This window comes from Micromonospora matsumotoense, from assembly GCF_900091525.1.
Lineage (GTDB): Bacteria > Actinomycetota > Actinomycetes > Mycobacteriales > Micromonosporaceae > Micromonospora > Micromonospora matsumotoensis.
The window spans coordinates 362,314-381,916 of record NZ_FMCU01000005.1 but is presented as its reverse complement, the minus strand read 5'-3'; the positions used below and the strand labels follow the sequence as shown (position 1 = coordinate 381,916).

18 protein-coding genes are annotated in these 19,603 nt (G+C 73.6%); 6 read left to right on the top strand and 12 right to left on the bottom strand.

What is annotated here, in order from left to right:
- Window positions 1-75 precede the first annotated feature (75 nt).
- A complete protein-coding gene (locus GA0070216_RS13735; protein ID WP_091245024.1) occupies window positions 76-2,505 on the bottom strand; it encodes an ABC transporter permease in 2,430 nt (809 codons plus the stop codon).
- Window positions 2,499-3,263 (bottom strand): ABC transporter ATP-binding protein, encoded by a 765-nt coding sequence (locus tag GA0070216_RS13730; protein WP_176738952.1) that lies wholly within the window; start codon window positions 3,261-3,263, stop codon window positions 2,499-2,501. Before GA0070216_RS13730 ends, GA0070216_RS13735 begins: the two co-directional genes overlap by 7 nt.
- Window positions 3,264-3,431: 168 nt before the next feature.
- Here GA0070216_RS13730 and GA0070216_RS13725 point away from each other — a divergent pair, with 168 nt between their 5' ends.
- From GA0070216_RS13725 to GA0070216_RS13710, 4 genes are all read left to right on the top strand, one after another.
- On the top strand, window positions 3,432-4,589 hold the full coding sequence (locus tag GA0070216_RS13725; protein WP_245722480.1) for a sensor histidine kinase: 1,158 nt from the start codon (window positions 3,432-3,434) through the stop codon (window positions 4,587-4,589).
- Window positions 4,586-5,254, top strand: a complete 669-nt coding sequence (locus GA0070216_RS13720; RefSeq protein WP_091245012.1) for a response regulator — start codon at window positions 4,586-4,588, stop codon at window positions 5,252-5,254. The genes GA0070216_RS13725 and GA0070216_RS13720 overlap by 4 nt, the downstream gene beginning before the upstream one ends.
- 84 nt (window positions 5,255-5,338) lie before the next feature.
- On the top strand, window positions 5,339-6,193 hold the full coding sequence (locus GA0070216_RS13715) for a helix-turn-helix domain-containing protein (RefSeq protein WP_091245009.1): 855 nt from the start codon (window positions 5,339-5,341) through the stop codon (window positions 6,191-6,193).
- 183 nt (window positions 6,194-6,376) lie between these two features.
- A complete protein-coding gene (locus GA0070216_RS13710) occupies window positions 6,377-7,321 on the top strand; it encodes an NADP-dependent oxidoreductase (RefSeq protein WP_091245006.1) in 945 nt (314 codons plus the stop codon).
- Between the two features lie 342 nt (window positions 7,322-7,663).
- Here GA0070216_RS13710 and GA0070216_RS13705 read toward each other — a convergent pair whose 3' ends face one another.
- The 3 genes from GA0070216_RS13705 to GA0070216_RS13695 all read right to left on the bottom strand — a co-directional run bounded on the left by GA0070216_RS13705 (window position 7,664) and on the right by GA0070216_RS13695 (window position 11,045).
- Window positions 7,664-9,037: a glycoside hydrolase family 6 protein gene (locus tag GA0070216_RS13705; RefSeq protein ID WP_091245002.1), complete on the bottom strand. Its 1,374-nt coding sequence runs from the start codon at window positions 9,035-9,037 to the stop codon at window positions 7,664-7,666.
- 261 nt (window positions 9,038-9,298) lie between these two features.
- Window positions 9,299-10,525, bottom strand: coding sequence for a hypothetical protein (locus tag GA0070216_RS13700; RefSeq protein ID WP_091244998.1), 1,227 nt, complete (start codon window positions 10,523-10,525; stop codon window positions 9,299-9,301).
- Window positions 10,512-11,045: a SigE family RNA polymerase sigma factor gene (locus tag GA0070216_RS13695; RefSeq protein ID WP_091245320.1), complete on the bottom strand. Its 534-nt coding sequence runs from the start codon at window positions 11,043-11,045 to the stop codon at window positions 10,512-10,514. Before GA0070216_RS13695 ends, GA0070216_RS13700 begins: the two co-directional genes overlap by 14 nt.
- Before the next feature lie 260 nt (window positions 11,046-11,305).
- On the opposite strand from GA0070216_RS13695, the gene GA0070216_RS13690 reads away from it, so the two are divergent.
- A complete protein-coding gene (locus tag GA0070216_RS13690; protein ID WP_091244995.1) occupies window positions 11,306-12,595 on the top strand; it encodes a sensor histidine kinase in 1,290 nt (429 codons plus the stop codon).
- Window positions 12,583-13,248 carry a response regulator transcription factor gene (locus GA0070216_RS13685; protein ID WP_091244992.1) on the top strand — a complete coding sequence of 222 codons (666 nt, stop codon included), beginning with the start codon at window positions 12,583-12,585 and terminating at the stop codon, window positions 13,246-13,248. Before GA0070216_RS13690 ends, GA0070216_RS13685 begins: the two co-directional genes overlap by 13 nt.
- A 22-nt stretch (window positions 13,249-13,270) precedes the next feature.
- Here GA0070216_RS13685 and GA0070216_RS13680 read toward each other — a convergent pair whose 3' ends face one another.
- The 7 genes from GA0070216_RS13680 to GA0070216_RS13650 all read right to left on the bottom strand — a co-directional run bounded on the left by GA0070216_RS13680 (window position 13,271) and on the right by GA0070216_RS13650 (window position 19,508).
- The gene (locus GA0070216_RS13680) at window positions 13,271-14,014 is read right to left on the bottom strand and encodes an ABC transporter ATP-binding protein (protein ID WP_091244987.1); all 744 of its coding nucleotides are present in this window, start codon (window positions 14,012-14,014) and stop codon (window positions 13,271-13,273) included.
- Window positions 14,011-15,018 carry an ABC transporter ATP-binding protein gene (locus GA0070216_RS13675; RefSeq protein ID WP_091244985.1) on the bottom strand — a complete coding sequence of 336 codons (1,008 nt, stop codon included), beginning with the start codon at window positions 15,016-15,018 and terminating at the stop codon, window positions 14,011-14,013. The genes GA0070216_RS13680 and GA0070216_RS13675 overlap by 4 nt, the downstream gene beginning before the upstream one ends.
- The gene (locus GA0070216_RS13670) at window positions 15,015-15,902 is read right to left on the bottom strand and encodes an ABC transporter permease (protein ID WP_091244982.1); all 888 of its coding nucleotides are present in this window, start codon (window positions 15,900-15,902) and stop codon (window positions 15,015-15,017) included. Before GA0070216_RS13670 ends, GA0070216_RS13675 begins: the two co-directional genes overlap by 4 nt.
- Window positions 15,895-16,908, bottom strand: coding sequence for an ABC transporter permease (locus GA0070216_RS13665; RefSeq protein WP_245722479.1), 1,014 nt, complete (start codon window positions 16,906-16,908; stop codon window positions 15,895-15,897). The genes GA0070216_RS13670 and GA0070216_RS13665 overlap by 8 nt, the downstream gene beginning before the upstream one ends.
- Window positions 16,905-18,500: an ABC transporter substrate-binding protein gene (locus GA0070216_RS13660; RefSeq protein WP_091244979.1), complete on the bottom strand. Its 1,596-nt coding sequence runs from the start codon at window positions 18,498-18,500 to the stop codon at window positions 16,905-16,907. Before GA0070216_RS13660 ends, GA0070216_RS13665 begins: the two co-directional genes overlap by 4 nt.
- A 91-nt stretch (window positions 18,501-18,591) precedes the next feature.
- Complete coding sequence (locus GA0070216_RS13655; RefSeq protein WP_091244976.1) at window positions 18,592-18,846, bottom strand: hypothetical protein; 255 nt, start codon at window positions 18,844-18,846, stop codon at window positions 18,592-18,594.
- Window positions 18,847-18,851: 5 nt separating this feature from the next.
- Window positions 18,852-19,508 carry a superoxide dismutase gene (locus GA0070216_RS13650; RefSeq protein ID WP_245722478.1) on the bottom strand — a complete coding sequence of 219 codons (657 nt, stop codon included), beginning with the start codon at window positions 19,506-19,508 and terminating at the stop codon, window positions 18,852-18,854.
- Between the last annotated feature and the right edge of the window lie 95 nt (window positions 19,509-19,603).

Here is a 19,603-nt window from a genome sequence, read left to right as displayed (position 1 = left end):
AGCCGACCGGGTACGCGCATCACGTCCGTGGGTGGCGGCGGCCCGAGTGCCGCCCTGGGAAGCGAGGGTACGGGCTCACCCCATGCTGCCGACGGAAGATCGGGCGGAAGCCTGACGCAGTGACCGCAGGGTCGGCAGCGCGCTCGCCAGCACCGCCAGGAGCAGGCAGAGCGCCACCACCCCGCCGACCACCGACCACGGCACCACCAGGTCGACCGGTACGCCGGTCTGTTCCGTGAGGCCGGCCCGGACGCTCAGCAGACCGACGAACGCGACAGCCCCTCCGAGCAGCGCGCCGATCAGCACCACCAGGGCGGACTCGGCGGTGACCAGCCAGATGACCTGCCGGCGGGTCGCACCGGCCAGCCGGATCAGCCGCAGGTCGGCCACCCGGCCGGCGGCGGCCATCAGCAGCGTGTTCGCCACCGCGACCGCACCGTAGCCGGCTGAGACGCCGATCAGGAGCAGCGTGAACAGCCAGACGAGGCGATCCTCGGCGCGGTCCGCCTCGGCCGCCCATCCGGCCACGTCGACGATCCGCCCTCCGGACGGGGGATCGATCCGGTCCTGGACGTACACCGCGGAGGTGAGCGCCGAGGGGTCGTGCGCTCGCACCACTGATCTGGGCAGTAGCAGGTCGCCGGGGATCGAGTCGTCGGTGACGACCGCGACGACGCGCAGCGACACCAGCTCCCCATCGGCGAAGACCAGCGCGTACGGCTCGGACGGCCGCCGGTTCGCCGAAGCGGGAAGGACCACCGTATCGCCGCCGCTCAGGTCGTCCAGTGAGCCGGCGACGACGGTGAGCGCCCGGTTCGCGGCGGCGAAGCCCGCCGGGTCCACGCCCAGCGCGGTCAGTGGCCGGTTCTTCGGCGACGAGCCCGGGTCGGTCCCGAAGACCGTCGTCGGTAGCAGGGCGGTACCTCCGGTCGCCGCGACGGCCTGGTCCGACAGGCCCGGCGCACGGTCGGGCAGGACGACCCAGCCGGCGTTGACGTTGTCGGCCCGGCTCGCCGTGTAGGCGGCCGTGGTGGTGCGCACCATCCCGGAGACCAGCACCGCGAACGCGACCGTGAGCAGCACCGGGGCGGCGATCGAAGCCGTTCGTCGGGTCGCGGTCAACGCTCCGGCCCGGACCAGCATCCCGATCGCGCCACCCGCTCGACGCACCGGCGACCGCAGCACCCGCACCACCGGGCCGACGGCCGCCGGTGCCAGCACGGTGGCACCGGCCACCAGGGCCATCACCGCGTAGAGGGCGAACGTGGCGGCGTCGCGGGCTTCGTCGGCGGTCGCGGTGCCGAGGCTGAGGGCGAGCCCCACCGCGACGAGAAGCACACCGGTGGCGATCCGTAGCCGCCCGATCGGCCGCTGCTCCACCGCCGCCTCGCGCAGCGCCTCCAGCGGGCGGACGCGTGCCGCTCGTCGCGACGCCGACCAGACGGCCAGCAGCGCGATCACCGGGCCGGCGGCGATCGACACCGCGACCGGCCAGGGTTCGTACCGGACCTGGAAGGTCGCCGGCTCGAAGCCGACGTCGACCAGAAGTCGACCCGACACCGGGGCGAGCGCCGCGCCGGCCAGGAGGCCGGCGAGTCCGGCCGTGGCGCCGACGACGAGCGCCTCGCCGTGGACCATGCGGCGGACCTGACGGCCAGTGGCACCGACGGCGCGCAGTAAGCCCAACTCGCGCCGACGCTGCGCCACGGTGAACGCGAAGGTGGAGGCGACCACGAAGACCGTGACGAAGCCGGCGAGAGCCGCCGTGGCGGTGAGCACCTGCATGCCGATCCAACGGGTACGGGCGTCCCCCCGAGGCTCCAGAGCGCCGCGTCCGTCGCCGGTCAGCGCCCGTCCGTCGCCACCGACGACACCGCGGGCCGCCTCGGCGATCTTCCCGGGATCGGCACCCGACGCGACCAGTAGACCGATGGCCCGGACGCCGGGCGCGAGCGTGGCGGCAACCTCGTCCGCGACGTAGACGCCGGGCGCATCGACCAGACCGGTGACGGTGTACGGCTCCGGGCCCGCCGCCGTGAGCAGGGTGACCGGCCCGCCGGGACGCAGCCCGAGCGTGCGGTCGACGACCACCTCGCCGACCTGCCGGGGCGGCTCGCCGGCCGTGAGACGGAGTCCACCCAGCCGAATGCTGGACCAGCCATGCCCCTGGTAGGCGTCCTCCCGCTGCGCATCGGTGGCCGGGGGCCGGCCGTCGACGAGCGCCTGGGCGTAGAAGGTCCGGTCCGGCACTGCCGCCGTGACGCCCGGCACCTCGGCCAGCCTGCTCGTGAGTTCCGCCGCCCTGGCGGCGGACCAGGGCCGGGTGGGCGCGAACGAGTCGGCCGGTGCACCGGCCTCGGGGCTCTGCACCACGACTGCCGCGTACGCCAGCCGGTCGGGCACCTGTGGGCGGCCGGAGGCGAGCAGCAGGGTGGCCGCCGCGATCAGGGTGACGCCGATGGCGACGGCCACGAACGCGCCGGCCGACCGGCGGATGCTCAGCACGACGGCTCCCCGGCGTTCTCCGCCGGGACCGTCTCCCGCGCGGCGATCCGCGCGGCGACGGCCGCGGCGGTGATCCCGCCGGTCAGCTCGTCCACGACGCGACCGTCGGCGAGCAGGAGGACCCGATCGGCGTACGCGGCAGCGGTGGGATCGTGGGTCACCATCACGACGGTCTGCCGGTGGTCGTCGACGAGGGCACGAAGTAGCCGGAGGATCTGCCGGGACGCCGCGCTGTCCAGTGCCCCGGTCGGTTCGTCGGCGAAGACGACCGTGGGACGGGTGATCAACGCTCGGGCCACGGCGACGCGTTGCTGTTCGCCGCCGGACAGTTCGCTCGGCCGGTGCCGGGCCCGGTCGGCCAGGCCCACGGCGTCGAGCGCGGCAGTGACGTCCCGGGCCGGGGGACGACGCCCGGCCAGGCGCAGAGGCAGCTCGACGTTCTGTGCGGCGGTCAGCGTGGACACCAGGTTGAACGCCTGGAACACGAAGCCGATCCGATCGCGGCGCAGCCGGGTCAGGTCGTCCTCGCCCAGGTCGTCGAGGTGCCTGCCGTCGATCATGACGGTTCCCTCGACTGGCCTGTCCAGTCCGGCCGCGCAGTGCAGCAGGGTGGACTTCCCCGAGCCCGACGGGCCCATCACCGCCGTGAACGTGCCGCTCGCGAAGCTGGTCGTCACGCCGTCGAGCGCCGTCACCCGGCGGGCTCCGGTGCCGTACACCGCGCGCAGCCCTGTCAGCGTCACCGCCTGTGTGGTCATGACCGCCAGGGTGCCGGCTGCCGCAGGTGTCGCGCGTCGTGCCGGTGTGGACACTTTCCGGTCCACCGCTGGGCGGAGCCGGGGTCCGCGACGCGGCAGCCGTCATGCCTGAGGATGACCACCCGCAGGTGGACGCGGCTGGCCCCGCCGGCCGATACGCTTCGGCAGGTGACCGCCCTCCTGCTGACCCGGCGGCTACGGCCGGCGGAACTGGCCACCGTGGACGTCGTGCTCGCCGTGGCGGTCGGCGGGCTGCTCGGCCCGTACGCGGCGCTGGAGTCGCCGCTGCACGGTGGCGTGGACGAGCCGCTCTGGGTGTCGGTGCTCGTCGGGTTCGCCCTCGGGCTGCCGTTGGCCGTCCGGCGACGGTGGCCGATCACCGTCGCCGCCGTGATCAGCTCCGTCGCCACCGTCGCCCTGGTCACCGGCGTGGTTCCCCACTATGCCGCCGCCGCGCCAGGGCTCGCCATCGGCCTGTCCTTCTACACGGTGGCCGTGTCGACGGGCACGCGCCGGTCGCTGCGGTGCGCCGCCGGTTGTCTCGCTCTGGTGAGCGTCGCCCTGGTGCTGACCGCGAGTGACCTCTGGTCGCGCACCGGCGGGGTCCTCTACGCCACCGTCATGATCGCGCCCGCCTGGGTGCTCGGCTGGCTGGTCCGCGGGCGACGCGCTCTCGCCGCCCGTCAGGGCGAGCACCTGCTCCGCCAGGCCGCCGCCGAGGAGCGGTTACGGGTGGCGCGGGAACTGCACGACGTTCTCGCGCACACGCTGAGCCTCATCGTGGTGAAGGCGGCCGTCGCCAACCACGTCGCCGGGACCGACCCCCGCGAGGCGGGGGTCGCCCTGCGGGTGATCGAGGAGACCGGCCGCAACGCGCTGACCGACGTACGCCGGGTGCTCGGGGCACTGCGCGAGGACACCCCGTACGCCCCGACACCCGGGCTGGGCGAGTTGCCCGCGCTCGCCCGGCAGGCGGCGATCGGCGATGTCGACGTACGGCTCGACGTGCGGCGGGAGGAATCGCCCGGGGCGGTGCCGGAGTCGGTGGGCCTGGCGGTCTACCGGATCGTGCAGGAGGCGGTGACCAACGTGGTGAAGCACGCGGCGCCGGCCGTCTGCAGGGCAACGGTGACCGTCACGCCTCGCGAGGTCAGGATCGAGGTGACCGACGACGGCCGCCGCCCGGTCCGGACCGGCGGGGAGGGACACGGGCTGATCGGCATCCGGGAACGGGTGACGTTGCACGGGGGCGAGTTCCGCGCCGGGCCACGCTCGGGCGGCGGCTTCGCGGTGACTGCCAGCCTGCCCTACCGGGTGGCCGCGTGATCCGGGTGCTGATCGCGGACGACCAGGCGCTGCTGCGCGGCAGCTTTCGACTGCTGGTCGACTCGACCCCGGGGCTCACCGCGGTGGGCGAGGCGGGGACCGGCGTGGAGGCCGTGGCGCTGACCGCCGAGCACCGCCCGGACGTGGTGCTGATGGACGTGCGGATGCCAGCGATGGACGGCATCGAGGCGACCCGACGGATCTGTGGCGACCCCGCCACGGCCGGCACCAGGGTCGTCATCCTGACCACGTTCGACCTGGACGAGTACGTCTTCGGGGCACTGCGCGCCGGAGCCAGCGGGTTCCTGCTCAAGGACACCCCACCGGCGGACCTGCTGGCCGGCATCCGGGTGGTGGCCGCCGGCGAAGGGCTGCTCGCGCCGACGGTGACCCGCCGGCTGATCGACGAGTTCGCGCGTCGGCCGGAGCCGGCTCGGCCGCTGCCACGACGGCTGACGGGGGTCACCGAACGGGAACGGGAAGTACTCACACTGATCGGCCGGGGCCTGTCCAACGCGGAGTTGGCCGAGCATCTCAATCTCAGCCTGGCCACCGTGAAGACGCACGTCGGGCGGTTGCTGACCAAGCTGACGGTACGTGACCGGGCACAACTGGTCATCGTCGCCTACGAAACGGGCTTGGTCGGGCCGGGCGGCCTGCGCTGAAAGTACCGCCGATGCGCTTGGCGTGGCACTGAATGCCGAGGCCACCCGCTACCTGCTGCGGGCTGCCGGGGCACACTGGGGCGCGTGGAGCGTCACGAGTTCGGCGTCGCAGTGCGCCAGTTGCGGGAGAGCACGGCCCCGGCGACGGTCGGGCTACCGGTCGGCCGGCGGCGGGTGCAGGGGTTGCGGCGGGAGGAACTCGGCGACCTGGCGGGGATGTCGGCGGACTACGTACGCCGGCTGGAGCAGGGGCGCAGCCACCCGTCGGCCGGGGTGGTGCACGCCATCGCCCGTGCGTTACGGATCGGGCGGGCGGAGTACGAGCGGCTCTGCGCGCTGGCCGGGTACGCCGCCGCGGACGGGCAGGTGCCGAACGAGATCGGTCCGGGCGCGCTGCGGCTGCTGGAGCGGTTCACGGACACGCCGATGTTCGTCTCCGACGCGGCGATGAACCTGGTCGCCGTGAACAGCGCGTTCCTGGCCTTGGGGCACTGGAATCTCACCGGGAACCCCTGGGAGTGGAACATCGCCTGGCGTACGTTCTGCGATCCGTTCAGCGGTTTCCAGCAGTCTGCGGCCGACGCGACCGATCATGAGGCGGTCCTCGCCGCCCGTCTGAGGAGTGCGCTGTTGCGCTACCCCGCCGACGCCTCGCTCGCCGCGCTGGTGGACGAGATGCGGAGCCGAAGCGGCCTGTTCGACACCCTGTGGCGCACCCCGCGACCGGTGGCGGCCTACGAGAGCAGTGCCGCGTTCCTTCATCCGGACGGTGCCGCCGTCACGCTTGTCGGCAGCCTTCTCACCATCCCGGGCGACGACCTGTCGGCGCTGATGCTCACGGCGGCACCACGCTCGGCCGATGCGGCGCGTCTCGCGGAGATCGTCGATGCCGCCGGCGAACCGACCATCATCAGGGTGGGCCAACCCGGCCCAGGCTAACCGCGCCGGACCCTGCCAGATTGGGTGACGTATCCAGCGACCGCAGATCCGGCGGATGCCTCCGGGCGACCCTGGTGACACCGGGCTGGATGCCTTCGCGACGCGAAGCGATGCCGCACCTGCACGCCGGCACCGCTGCACGTACGAAGCACATCGACGGCGCCCACGGAAGCAGGTTCCGCAATGAAGGCAGTGCGTTTTCACGAGTTCGGTGGTCCCGAGGTGCTGCGCTACGAGGACGTCGCGCAGCCCACCCCCGGCGTGGGTCAGGTGCGGATCCGCGTCGCCGCGACATCGTTCAACGGTGTCGACGGCAACATCCGCGCGGGCTACATGCAGGGCCCGATCCCGGTGGAGTTGCCACACACTCCCGGCCTCGACGTCGCCGGCACGGTCGACGCGGTCGGTGACGACGTGGTCGACGTCGCGGTCGGCGACCAGGTCATCGGCTTCCTGCCGATGACGGGCACCGGGGCCGCCGCGGAGTACGTGATCGCGCCGGCGGAGATCCTGACGGGGGCACCCAGGAACATCCCGTTGGCCGACGCGGCGGCGCTCCCGCTGGTGGGCCTGACCGCGTGGCAGGCGCTGTTCGACCACGGCAACCTGACCGCCGGTCAGCGGGTGCTGGTCAACGGGGCCGGCGGAGCGGTCGGCGGATACGCCGTGCAGTTGGCGAAGGAGGCCGGTGCCCGGGTGATCGCCACGGCCAGCCCGCACAGCGTCGACCGGGTCCGGGCCGCAGGCGCCGACGAGGTCATCGACCACACCACCACCGACGTGACGGCGGCGGTGACCGCGCCGGTCGACCTGGTGCTCAACCTCGCGCCGGTCGCCCCGGAACAGCTCGCCGCGCTGGTCCCGCTGATCCGTGACGGCGGGGCCCTGGTCAACACCACCGTCTGGATGCCCGCCCCCTCCGACGAGGAGCGCCGCGTACGCGGCATCGACCTGTTCGTGCGCAGCGACGCCGACCAGCTCGCCGATCTGGTCGCGCGGGTCGGCACCGGTGAGTTACGGGTCGGGGTCGCCCGGCGGGTGGCGCTGGCCGAGCTGCCCGTACTGCACGCTCAGGCCGGCGCGGGTGAGTTGTCCGGCAAGACCGTCGTCCTCGTGACCACCGCCTGACTGGTGGTACGCGCTGGTCCCGGCCCGGATCGCGGCCCGGCCGACCAGGCGGCCGGGTAGCGGATGACCGTCGGGAGCCAGCGGTGCGTCGTACACGCCCTCCTCGGTGAACAGGGCGGCGATCGCATCCGGGTCCCGGGTGACCGCACCGGCGTAGACGTACCGTTCGAAGATTTCCTGGTGTGTGAGCGCCACTCTCCAGTTTAGCCCGATTGCAGTCGCGGACGGGTGCCGCACGGTGACGGTCGCTCGTCGGCGACCGGTCCGGCGCGTACCGCAGAACGGGGACGGGCCCGGTGCGGAGGGTGTCCTCCGCACCGGGCCTGTCGGCGTCGGGTGGGGTCAGCTGGCCGCGCAGGTGGCGGTGGAACCCTGGCCGGTCCCGTTGCCCTGGAAGCCGAAGCTGGTCGACTGCCGGGCACCGACCTGCCCGTTGTAGCTCACGTTGGTGAACCGGACGGTCCCGCTGGTGCCACTGGCCTGTGCGCTCCAGGTGCTGGTGACGGCGGCACCGCCGGGCAGGGCGATGCTGACGTTCCAGCCGTTGAGGGCCGTGTCCCCGGCGGTGACCGTCACGCTCGCCGTGAAGCCACCGTTCCACTGGTTGACCACCACCGACGCGGTGCAGCCGTTACCCGTCGGCGGCGGCGTGGTGGGGGGAGCGGTGGTCGGCGGCGGGGTCGTCGGCGGCGCGGTGGTCGGGGGCGCGGTGGTCGGCGGGGTCGTGGTGGGCGGGTTGGGCGCGCCGTTGGCCAGGCTGAAGGCCAGGTCCGGCTGGAACGAGCCGGCGGTGTAGCGGCAGCCGTCCGCCTCGCCCGGCGGCTTCACCCAGAGGTACGCGTCGATGTTGTTGTCGCCGGTGTTGGTCGTCGGGTACTGCCCGATGCGCCGGTCGGTGTTGTCGTCACCGCACCAGTCCCCGCTGGCACCGCCGTTGCGGCTGGTGTCGATGACCTGGCGCTTGCCCGACAGGCCCATGCCGTTGAGGGCGGAGATGACGTTCCGGCCGAAGTTCGCCTCGCCGGAGGTGGGGTTGTAGTTCGACACGTTGGTGAAGAAGCCGTCGGCGTACTGCACGCCGGCCGCCCGGAGGCGGTTGGCGGTCTCGTTCGCGCTGTTCCAGGTGGAGTGGCCGGCGTCGAGGTACACCTTGGCGTTGGGGTTGGCCGACTTCATGGTCCGGGTGGCCGTCGAGATCGCCTGGTTGCGGGCGTTGATCTCGTTACTGTTCAGGCAGGTCAGCAGGGCGAGGGAGTCGGTCTCCAGGATGATGATGACCGTCCGGTTGCCCAGCCCCCGGGAGAAGTTGGACACCCAGGTCTGGTACTGGTTGAGGTCCGGCGCCCCACCGGCGCTGGCCCCGCCGCAGTCCCGGTTGGTGATCTGGTAGACGGCCATCACCGGGATCTGCTGCGCCGCGTTGGCCGCACCGATGAACGCGGCGGCCTCGGCCTGCGCGGTCGACGGGTTGAAGTTGGCGAACCAGCGGGCCTGCGGCTGGCTCGCGATCTTGTCGCGGATGGCGGCGGCCCGCGAGTCACCGGGGTTGGCGGCGACCCAGCGCACGACGGCCGAACTCGGGTCGCGGTAGAGCGGGCCGGAGATGGTGCCGGCGGAGGCGCCGCCGACGGCGAAGCAGACGGCAGCAGCGGTGGCGCTCGCGACGGCGGCCACACTGACGGCCACCGATCTGCGACGCCGGGAGAGGATAGCCACGACGTGTTTCCTCCTGATCACATAGACGTATCTAAGTTCATGGGAGCGTTTCCATGGACGGTAGCCGAGGCATACGCTGCTGCCAAGATGTGCGGACTCGTCAATAGGTGGGCGATGTGTGCCGGTCGGACTTCCGGAACCGGCCGACACCCACGGGCGGAGACAGCGGCGGCCACGGCGACGGCGGCACTGCCGGAACGCACAGTGCCGCCGTCGCCGTGGCCGCCAGGCGATCCCGGCCCCCTGCCCGGGGCTCCGGTGTTACGGCCGCAGAGCCTGCGCGGCCGGGGTCCAGGTCGACTCGTTCCGGACGTCGGCGACCCGGATCCCCCTGGCGATCTTCTCCAGCTCGGCCAGCGGCAGCGCGTTGCCCAGGCCCATGCCGCTGACCTGGAGGGAGACGGTGCCGTCGGCGCTCCAGATGTTGCAGAAGCCGCCGCCCGCAAGACGCCGGTCGGCACCGGGGTGGCACTTCGTCGCGCCGGGCTCCGGCGACTGGTTGGCGCTACTGCTCGGCGTGACGAAGATGTGGAACCCGTCCTTGATGGCACCGTCGACGGCGTCGTACGGCGCGGTCAGGCCCGAGGTGGGCGCGGCGGGCCGGGTGTACGTCGCGCCGCCGTAGTCACCGGCGCGGGCCGTGGCGATGCCGCTGAGGCCGGGCATCGCGTGCGTGCCGGTCTGCAACGGCAGGTAGCCGCTCGGCACGTACCCCACCGTGAACGGCACCAGGGCCGGCTTCGGCCTGCTCGGCTTCAGCCCTTCGACCAGACCGCCCAGGTCCCGGAAGCTCGGCGTGGCCATGTCGCCGGAGAACGACGTGACAGCCGCCCAGGCATTGTGGGCGTACTCCCAGGCGAACACCTTGTTGCCCGGGTAGACCGGGTTGCGCGGGTCGAGGCCGACCGGCAGCGTCGCCTGCACGGCCCTGCGCCCGGCCACGGTGACCTCCTCGCCGCCCTTGATCCCGGCGGGGTCGAAGACACCCGGTCGGTAGACGGTCAGGTAGGCCCACAGACTCGGCTTCCCCCCGGCGGCCTTCCTCTTCTGCGTGATGACGTCGCCCCGCGCCTCGGTCTCCTCACCGGTGACGGGCTTGTCGTTCGAGGTGTGGTTGTCCGAGTAGACGGAGGCGATCTGGTAGCCGGTGGACGTGACGATCGGGTTCTGCACGTGCAGCGTTCCGGCGTCGTACCCGGTGAAGGTGAAGGTGAACGGCGCGGCGTCGGGCCACCGGGCCCCGGTGGACCCGGACGTCGTCGCGCCGGCCGGGGCCGACGCGGCCGTGGTGTTCCGCTCGGCGCCCAGGGTCGGCAGCGTGAACGCGCCCGCCACCGCGACCACGACGAGACCGGCCACGCCGACCGACGCGAACCCGGCCCGACGACGCCGCTCGGCCCGCCGCCCGGCCGCGATGATGTCATCGGCGGTACGCGTCATCGGCGGCTCTTCGCCCGTCACGGCGTCCACGAGCTCATGCAGCTGCATTGGTCCACTCCTCTGTCGGCTTCCCGGTGAGATTGATGCGTTCGGCGGCGAGCGACTCGCGCAGCTTGGCCAAGCCACGGGAGACCTGGCTCTTGGCCGTGCCCACCGTGCAGTTGAGGACGCCGGCCGTGTCCTCCAGGCTCAGCCCCAGGTAGTGCCGCAGCACGACGGCGGCCCGTTGCCGGGCCGGCACGGCGTCGAGCGCCGCCCGCAGGCGCAGCCGCTCGTCGGCCGCCTCGGCCGGGTCGCGCAACGCGAGGTCCGGCATCGCGTCACCGGCCGACCGCTCGCGACGCCAGGGTCGCCGGGTCTCGTCGATCGCGGCCCGGTAGACCATGGTCTTGACGTAGAGATCGGGCCGGTCCAGCTTCCGCCAGCGGGGGTAGAGCTTGACCAGGGCGTTGGCCACCGCGTCCTCTGCGGCGTACCAGTCGCCGCAGGTCATGTACGCCAGCTTGCGCAGCGACGCCATCTGCGACGTCACGAACTCGCGGAACGCTTGTTCGTCTTCGGCTCTCAAGTCGACTGCCTCCTTGTGACGGAGGTAGAACGGAGCCACCGGCCCGGGGAGTTGCACCGCCGGGGGAAGTAGTTGCGCGATTACCCTGCGCAGTGGCACGGTCGACGGACCGCAGTCGCGAAGAGGGCTGCCCCACCCGCAGGGCCGCAGGCCGAAACCTGCCTGCGGCAGGCGGAGCCCGGTTCAGGTATGGCCAGGTATACCTGAACGCTACGGCCAGTGGGCTGGGTCGGGCGGCGCTGCCCTGACAGGGTTCCGGCATGACCTCGGACGTACCTCTGCACCTGGCGTCGGCGCTGCGCCGACGCGACTATCTGGTCTCCCGGTGGCCGTGGCGGTCGCTGGCCTACCTCGCCACCACCCTGCCGATCGCGGGCGTGCTGTCCATCGGGCTCCTCGTGGTCGGTGCGCCCCTGATGGCGGTCGTCAACGCCACGCGGCAGGGCCGCCCGGTGGAGCTGCCCATCCTCGTGTTCCTCACCGTCGTCGCCCTGACGGTGCTGGCGCTGGCCCCGGTCGTCAGCATCGCGGTGGCCGCGATCGAACGGTGGCGGCTGCGCCTGGTGGACCCGCGTCCGCTGCACCGGCAACGCTTCACGGGCCTGGTGGCGCGCTACCGCGATGCCGGGGCCTGGCGGGAGGTCGGCCACACCTTCCTGCTCGGCGGCCTCGTGCCGCTGGCGTACTGGCTGCTGTTCCTGATCGGCCTGCTCGACCTGACGCTGATCGCCAGCCCCTGGCTGGTCGGCGACGCCGACCCGGTGATCGTGGTCTGGACCACCGTCGACACCGCCCGCCAGGCGATCCCGTACGCGGCCGTGGGCATCCTGGGCGTCCCGGCGCTGGTGTACCTGGCCGGCCTGCTCGCCGCCGGTCAGGCGGCGGTGGCCCGCCGACTGCTCGACGGGGCGGCCGACTCGACGGCGCTACGGGAGGTCGCCCGTTCCCGGGCCCGCCTGGTCGACGCCTACGAGGCCGAACGCCGTCGCATCGAGCGGGACGTGCACGACGGCGCGCAGCCCCGGCTGACCAGCCTCACCCTCCAGCTCGGCCTGGCCCGGCTGGACGTGCCCGACGACTCGCCCGCGGCCCGGCCGTTGGCCGTCGCGCACGAGCAGGCCAAGGGGCTCATGATCACGCTGCGGCAGATCGTGCAGGGCATCCGCCCGCAGCACCTCACCGAACTCGGTCTGGCCGGCGCGGTCCGGGAGTTGGCCGGGGCGGCCACCATCCCGGTCGACGTCCACGCCGACCTCGGGCAGCCGCTGCCCGAGGTGGTCGAGACCACCGCCTACTTCGTGGTGTCCGAGGCCCTGGGCAACGTCGCCCGGCATGCCCGCGCGGGCCGGGCCGAAGTCCGGCTGACCCGGTCCGCCGGCAGTCTCGTGGTGGAGATCGAGGACGACGGGTGCGGCGACGCCGACCCGGCCCGGGGCAGCGGACTGACCGGGCTCGCCGACCGGGTCGCCGCCGTCGACGGGCGGTTGCTGCTGTCCAGCCCGCCCGGTGGTCCTACCCTGGTGCGGGTGGAGCTGCCGTGCCCCCGGTGACCCGGGTCGTGCTCGCCGAGGACGAGGTGCTCCTGCGGGAGGGCCTGATCGGCCTGCTGACCAGATTCGACTTCGAGGTGGTCGCCGCCGTCGGCTCCGCCCCGGCGCTGCTGGAGGCGGTCGACGCGTACGAGCCGGACCTGGTGGTGACGGATATCCGGATGCCGCCACAGCACCGCGACGACGGGCTGCGGGCCGCCGTCACCGCCCGCACCCGGCACCCGCACCTCGCGGTGGTGGTGCTGAGCCAGCACGTGCAGGCCGAGTACGCCGCGGCGCTGCTCGACAGCGGTGACCGCCGCCGGGTCGGCTACCTGCTCAAGGACCGGGTCGCCGACGTCGCCGAGTTCGCCGCGACCCTGCGGCGGGTCACCGGTGGCGGCACGGCCATCGACCCCGACGTGGTACGGCACCTGCTGCACCGCCCGCGCGACCCGCTCGCCACCCTGTCGGCCCGGGAGCGGGAGGTGCTGGTGCTGCTGGCCGAGGGCCATTCCAACGCGGCGATCGCGGCCCGGCTGCACGTCACCGAGGCGGCGATCGGCAAGCACGTCGGCAACATCCTGGCCAAGCTCGACCTGCCACCCAGCGACGACACCAACCGCCGGGTGCTCGCGGTCCTCACCTACCTGCGCACCGGCCCGGCCCGGTGACCACCGCCGCCGTACCCCGCCGTCAGCGGGTCGGCGGGCGCGCGGGCGGATCGACCGCCGCCCCGGGCAGGTCCACCACCCGGGTCGCCCAGCGGGCCAGCAGGGCCGGGTCGTGGGTGATCAGCAGCACGCCGGCGGAGTGCCGGCGCTGGTAGTCGGTGACGACGGCGGCGACGTGGGCCTGGGTGGAGGCGTCGAGCATCGCGGTGGCCTCGTCGCAGAGCAGGTGGTCGGGCCGGTGCGCGAGGGCGCGGGCCAGACAGGCCCGTTGCAGCTGCCCGTCGCTGACCGCGTGCGGACGCCGGGTGAGCAGGTCGGAGGTGAGCCCGACCAGGTCGGCCAGTTCGGCGGTACGGGCGGTCGTCTCCGCGGTCGGGGTGCCGGTCGCCCGCAGCGGTGCGGCGATGAGGTCGGCCAGGCTCAGCCGGGGGTCGCTGGCGGCGCGGGGGCTCTGGAACAGGATCGCGACGCGGGTCCGCACGGCGGCGGGCACCCGGTACCGGACACCCCCGACGGGTCGCCCGTCCAGGGCGACCCGGCCGCTGTCCGGGGCGTGCAGGAGGGCCAGGACGCGGGCCAGGGTGGACTTGCCGCTGCCGGAGGGCCCCCGCAACCCGACCGTCTCACCGGGGGCGATGTGCAGGTCGACGCGGTCGAGGACGCGCTGCCGGCCGAAGTGGACGGTGATCTGGTGCGCGGCGAGTCCGGTGGGCGTCACGGCTGCGGAGTCGGGTGGGCCCGTCGGGTCGTCGACAGTGGTCGTCATGCCGGTGCTCCCGGGGTGAGCGGGTGGTGGCAGGCGAGCCGCCCCCCGCCGTCGGCGGCGAGGCGGGGTGTGGTGTGGCAGGCGTCGGTGGTCCGGGGGCAGCGCGGGGTGAAGGCGCAACCGGCGGGCAGGTCGGTGAGCATCGGCGGATGGCCGGGCACGGGGGTGAACGCCCGGTCGGGCAGGGCGTCGAGCAGTCCGGCGGTGTAGGGGTGGCCGGGGTGGTCGAACAGATCCGGGGTGGGGCGGTGTTCGACGATGCGGCTGGCGTACATCACGGCGACGGTGTCGGCGACGCGGCGGGCGGCGGCGAGGTCGTGGGTGATGAGCAGGACGGCGGCCCCGGTATCGCAACGGCGGCGCAGCAGGTCCAGGGTGTGGTCGACCAGCGGGCGGTCGAGGCCGGTGGTGGGTTCGTCGGCGAGCAGCAGCGGCGGGTCGGGGGCCAGCGCCAGGGCGGTGGCCAGCCGTTGGGCCATCCCGCCGGACAGCTCGTGGGGGTAGCGGTCGAGGTCGACCGGGTGCAGGCCGACGTCGGCGGCGACCCGTTCGGCGGCGTCGGCGGCGGCCCGGCGGGGGTGGCCGTGGGCGCGCAGGGTCTCCTCCAGCAGCCGCCGGCCGGTGCGCACGGGGGTGAGGGCGGTGGCCGGGCTCTGCGGGACGAGACCGATGGCCCGACCCCGTACCTGTCGGGCGAGGTGGCGCTCCCCCACCGCGATCAGGTCGACCGGTTCACCCGCCGCAGGGTGCAGGCGGGCCCGCCCGGTGACGGTGGCGTTGCGGGGCAGCAGGCCGAGCAGGGCGTGCGCGAGGACGGACTTGCCGCAGCCCGACTCGCCGACCACGGCCAGCAACTCGCCGGGGTGCAGGTCGAGGCTCAGGTCGCTGACCGCGTGCACGACGGCGTCGCGGAGCCGGAAGCGGACGGTCAGCCCGTCGACCGCCAGCAGGGCGGGGCCCCGACCGGTGCCGGCGGGGACCGTGGTGGGGGCGGTGGTGGTCACAGCTGCAGCTCCGCGCGTACCCGGGGGTCGAGGCGGTCACGCCAGCGGCCGGTGAGCGCGGCGAGGGCGAGGGTGACGGTGACCAGGGCGAGGCCGGGGACGATGCTGGCCCACCAGGCGCCGGTCAGCAGGGAACGCTGACCGTCGTTGATCATGTTGCCGATGGAGGCGAGGTGCGGGGGCAGGCCCAGGCCGAGGAAGGACAGCGCGGTCTCGTGCCAGACGGCGTGCGGAACCATCAGCGTGGTGGCCAGCGCGAGACGCGGGAGCACGTGCGGCAGCAGGTGCCGGGTGAGCACCCGGGCGCGGCTCGCGCCGCCGGAGATCGCCGCGTCGATGAACGGGCGGCTGCGCAGACTGAGCAGTTCGGAGCGGACGATGCGGGCGGTGGACAGCCAGTGCGTCAGCGCGATGGAGGCGATGACCGCGCCGAGGCTGGGACGCAGCATCGCCACGATGAAGATGCCCAGCAGCAGGTGCGGCAGCGCGGCGATGGTGTCGACGACGCGCATCAGGGCCCGGTCGACCCGCCCGCCGACGGTGCCGGCGACAGCGCCCACGAGGCCGCCGATGACGGTGGCGACCAGGGCGGCGACCGCGCCGACGAGCAATGAGACGCGCAGCCCGTAGAGGCTGCGCAGCGCCACGTCACGGCCGAGGTCGTCGGTGCCCGCCAGGTGTTCGGGCGAGGGCGCGAGCCGGGTCCGGACGAGGTCGACCGCGCTCTGGTCGAGCGGCCAGAGCAGGGGGGCGAGCAGGCAGGCGACGACCGCGACGGCGAGCACACCGGCGGCCAGCACCACGCCGGGACGGCCGCCCCGCAACAGGGCCGACGGCCGGCGCGACGGCCGGGTCCGAGCCGGCGCGGGGGCGAGGTCAGTCATCGAGGCGTACCCGGGGGTCGGCGGCGGCGTAGCCGAGGTCGGTGGCCAGGTTCGCGGTCAGCACCACGACGGTGGTGGCCAGGGTGGTGGCGGCCAGCAGCGGGAAGTCCGCGCCCAGTGCGGCCTGCACGGTGACCGCGCCGAGGCCGGGCAGCGAGAACACGGTCTCCACCAGCACCGCGCCGCCGACCAGTTCGGGCAGGTGCGTGCCGACCAGGGTGAGGAAGGGCAGCAGCGCGGTCCGCAACGCGTGGCCGAACAGGACGGTACGGCCGGGCAGTCCCCGGGCGCGGGCGGCCAGCACGTGGTCGTCGCGCAGGCTCTCGGCGACGGCGTCCCGGACGAACAGCACGAACCACGGGGCCTGGGAGATCGCCAGCACCGTCACCGGGAGCACCAGGTGCCGGGCCACGTCGGCGGGGGCGGTGCCGGTGGCGGTGAGGTCGGTGAGCCCACCGGCGGGCAGCCAGCCGAGGGTGAGGGCGAACAGGGCGATCGCGGCGAGCCCGATCCAGAACACCGGCATCGACTGCACGGCGTACGCGGTGGCCCGCAGGGCGCGGTCGAACCAGCCACCCCGCCGGTACGCGGCGAGGGTGCCCAGCAGCACGCTGGCCACCAGGACCAGGGCGAGGGCGGCACCGACGAGCAGCAGGGTCCAGCCGGCGCGGGCGGCCAACACCGAGGTGACCGGTTCGTGCCGGCTGGTGGACCAGCCGAGGTCGCCGCGCAGCAGGTTGCCCACCCAGCGGGCGTACTGCACCGGCAGCGGGTCGTCGACACCCCAGTTGGCGCGCAACTGCGCGAGGTTCTCCTCGGTGGTGGTGAAGGCCGCCGCGCCCGCGTACTGCTGGGCGGGGTCGATCGGGGAGGCCGCGCCGAGCGCGAACATGCCCATGCTGGTCGCGGCGAGCACGGGTACGGCGACCAGCAGCCGGCGGCGGATCACCACCCCGGCCCCGGCCAGCCGCCGACGTCGCACCGGTGTCGGGGCCTTCGTCGTCACGATGTCTTCGTCCAGGTGTGCACGTTCCACCAGAGGCTGTTGGCGACGTCGTGCTCGTGCGGCTCGACCCGGGGCGTCACCCCCACCACGGTGTCCCGCACCACGTAGGTGTGTTGCAGGTAGGTGAGGAACACCCACGGCACGTCGGCGGCGAGCTGCCGCTGGAAGGTGGCGTACGCGGCCCGACGGGCGGCCGGGTCGGCGTTGTCCCGGCCGGCCTGCAACGCGGCGTCGACGGTGGCGGACCGGTAGGAGCCGGGGTTGAAGAAACCCTGCCCGGCGAAGGCCGAGCCGAACAGCTTGAACGACACGAAATCCGGGTCGTACGGGGTGCCGTACCCCATGATCAGCGCGTCGGTCTTCATCCGGGGGGTGATCGCGTCCCAGGTGAGGCCCTGCGGGTTGACCGCGATGCCGATCTTCCTGGCGTCGGCGGTGACCGCGAGGGCCAACTCCTTGCGCAGGCTGTCGGTGGCCGGGTACATCAGCGTGAAGGCGGCCTTGCGCCCGGCCCGGGCCCGGATGCCGTCCGGGCCCGGCGTCCAGCCGGCGGCGTCCAGGATCGCGGTGGCGGCGGCCGGGTCGGCGGCGGGCCGGCCGGTGATCGACGCCTCGGCGAACTCCGAGGAGGGTGGCACCGGCCCGAACGCCGGCTCCCCCGCCCCGCCGAGCACCCCGGTCACCATGGCCTGCCGGTCCACGGCCGCGTGCAGCGCCCGCCGGACCGCCAGGTCACCCAGGACCGGGTTGCCCATCGGGAGCATCACCCCCCGGTAGTCGGCGGTGGGGACCCGCTGCACCCGGTGACCGCCCGGCCCGTCGAACCCGACGGCCAGCTTCGGCGGCAGCTCGGCCGCGTCGAACTCCCCGGCCCGCATCCGTTGCGCGCGCACGTTGTCGTCGGCGACGAACGCCACCACCACGCCCGGGTTCGCCGGCCTGCCACCCCAGTACCGGTCGTTCGCCGCCAGCACCAGCCGGTCCCCCGGCGTCCACGACGTCATCCGGTACGGGCCGGTGCCGATCGGCCTGCGGTTGAACTCCGCCTTGTTGACGTCCTGCCCGGCGAACGCCTTCGCCGGTACGACGCCCAGCGCCAGCCGCTGCAGGAACGGCGCGTACGGGTGCTTCAGCGTGAACACCACGGTGGCCGGGTCGGGGGCGGCGACGGAGGCGAGCATGTCGAGGTCCGAGCGCAGCGTCGAGTCGACCTTGGGGTCCAGCACCGCCTGGTAGGTGAAGACCACGTCCTGTGCGGTGAGCGGGCTGCCGTCGTGGAACAGCACCCCCTCGCGCAGCTTCGCCGTCACGGTCCGGCCGTCCGCCGACACCTGCGGTAGTTCGCGCGCCAGGGCCGGCGTCAGCGCGTTGCGGGCGTCCCGGGCGACCAGCCCGTCGAAGATCAGCGACGCGCCGTCGGGGCCGAAGTTCAGCACCGGGTTGAGGGTGTCCGGCTCGCCCGCGGTGGCCACCACCACGGTGCCGCCACCGCTCGTGCCGCCGGCCGACGGGACCGGGGACGAACAGCCCACGGCGGCGAGCAGCGCGACGCCGACCACCGCCGACACGCGTACGGACCGGGGCTTGACCATGACGTACTCCTGGGTTGTGCGGTGTGGACCCGGCACCGCCCGAACGGTGTCACGGTGTCCCCGGGCGACGAGGAGGCGCCCGGGGCTCGAATCAGGGTGCTGGGGGCGTGTCGGCCACGAGCAGAGTGAGTTGCCGCACCAGGTCGTCCAGTGACTCGCCGGTGTGGGCGCGGACCAGCCCGAGGGCGAGGTCGGCCAGCAGGTAGAAGCCGAGGGTACGGGCCGGTTCGGAGTCGAAGGAGGCCAGCAGCGTCTCCGCGCCGGCGAGGTCACCGCGGTGGCGGGCGGCGATGACCCCGGCGGCGCGTTGGACGAGGTCGGCGGCGACCGGAACCGGACCGGTCACGCCGGTCAGCGCTTCGGCGGCTGAGCGCGGACCGCGGCGAAGCGGGCGGTGACGTCGGCCCAGTCGACCAACCCCCACAGCCGGTCGACGTAGTCCGGACGGACGTTGCGGTACTGGAGGTAGTACGCGTGTTCCCAGGCGTCGAAGACCAGCAGCGGCGTCGAGCCCTGCCCGACGTTGCCGTGGTGGTCGTAGACCTGCTCGACGATCAGCCGTTGCCCCAGCGGCTCCCAGGCCAGCACACCCCAGCCGGAGCCCTGCACGCTCTTGGTCGCCGCCGACAACTGCCCGGCGAAGCCGTCGAACGAGCCGAAGTGCTCGTCGATCGCCGCGGCCAGCTCCCCGCCGGGGCGGTCGCCGCCGTCCGGAGAGAGGTTGTTCCAGAAGATCGAGTGCAGCACGTGCCCGGAGAGGTTGAACGCGAACGTCTTCTCCAGCCCGACCAGGGCCGCGAAGTCACCCTTGTCGCGGGCCTCGGCGAGTTGCTCCAGAGCGTCGTTGCTGCCTTTGACGTACGCCGCGTGGTGCTTGCTGTGGTGCAGTTCCAGGATCTCGCCGGACATGGCCGGCTCCAGCGCACCGTAGTCGTACGGCATGTCGGGCAACGAGTAGAGGCCCACCAGCAGCTCCCCGGGATCGTCGGTCGGTGGCGGGGCGGGCACCCCGGCGAGGTGCGGATCATCGCGCCCGGGCGCCCACCACTGCTGCCACTATTCCGCAGTTGCCATATCTTGGCAATAAGACCCGCGCATGTCCG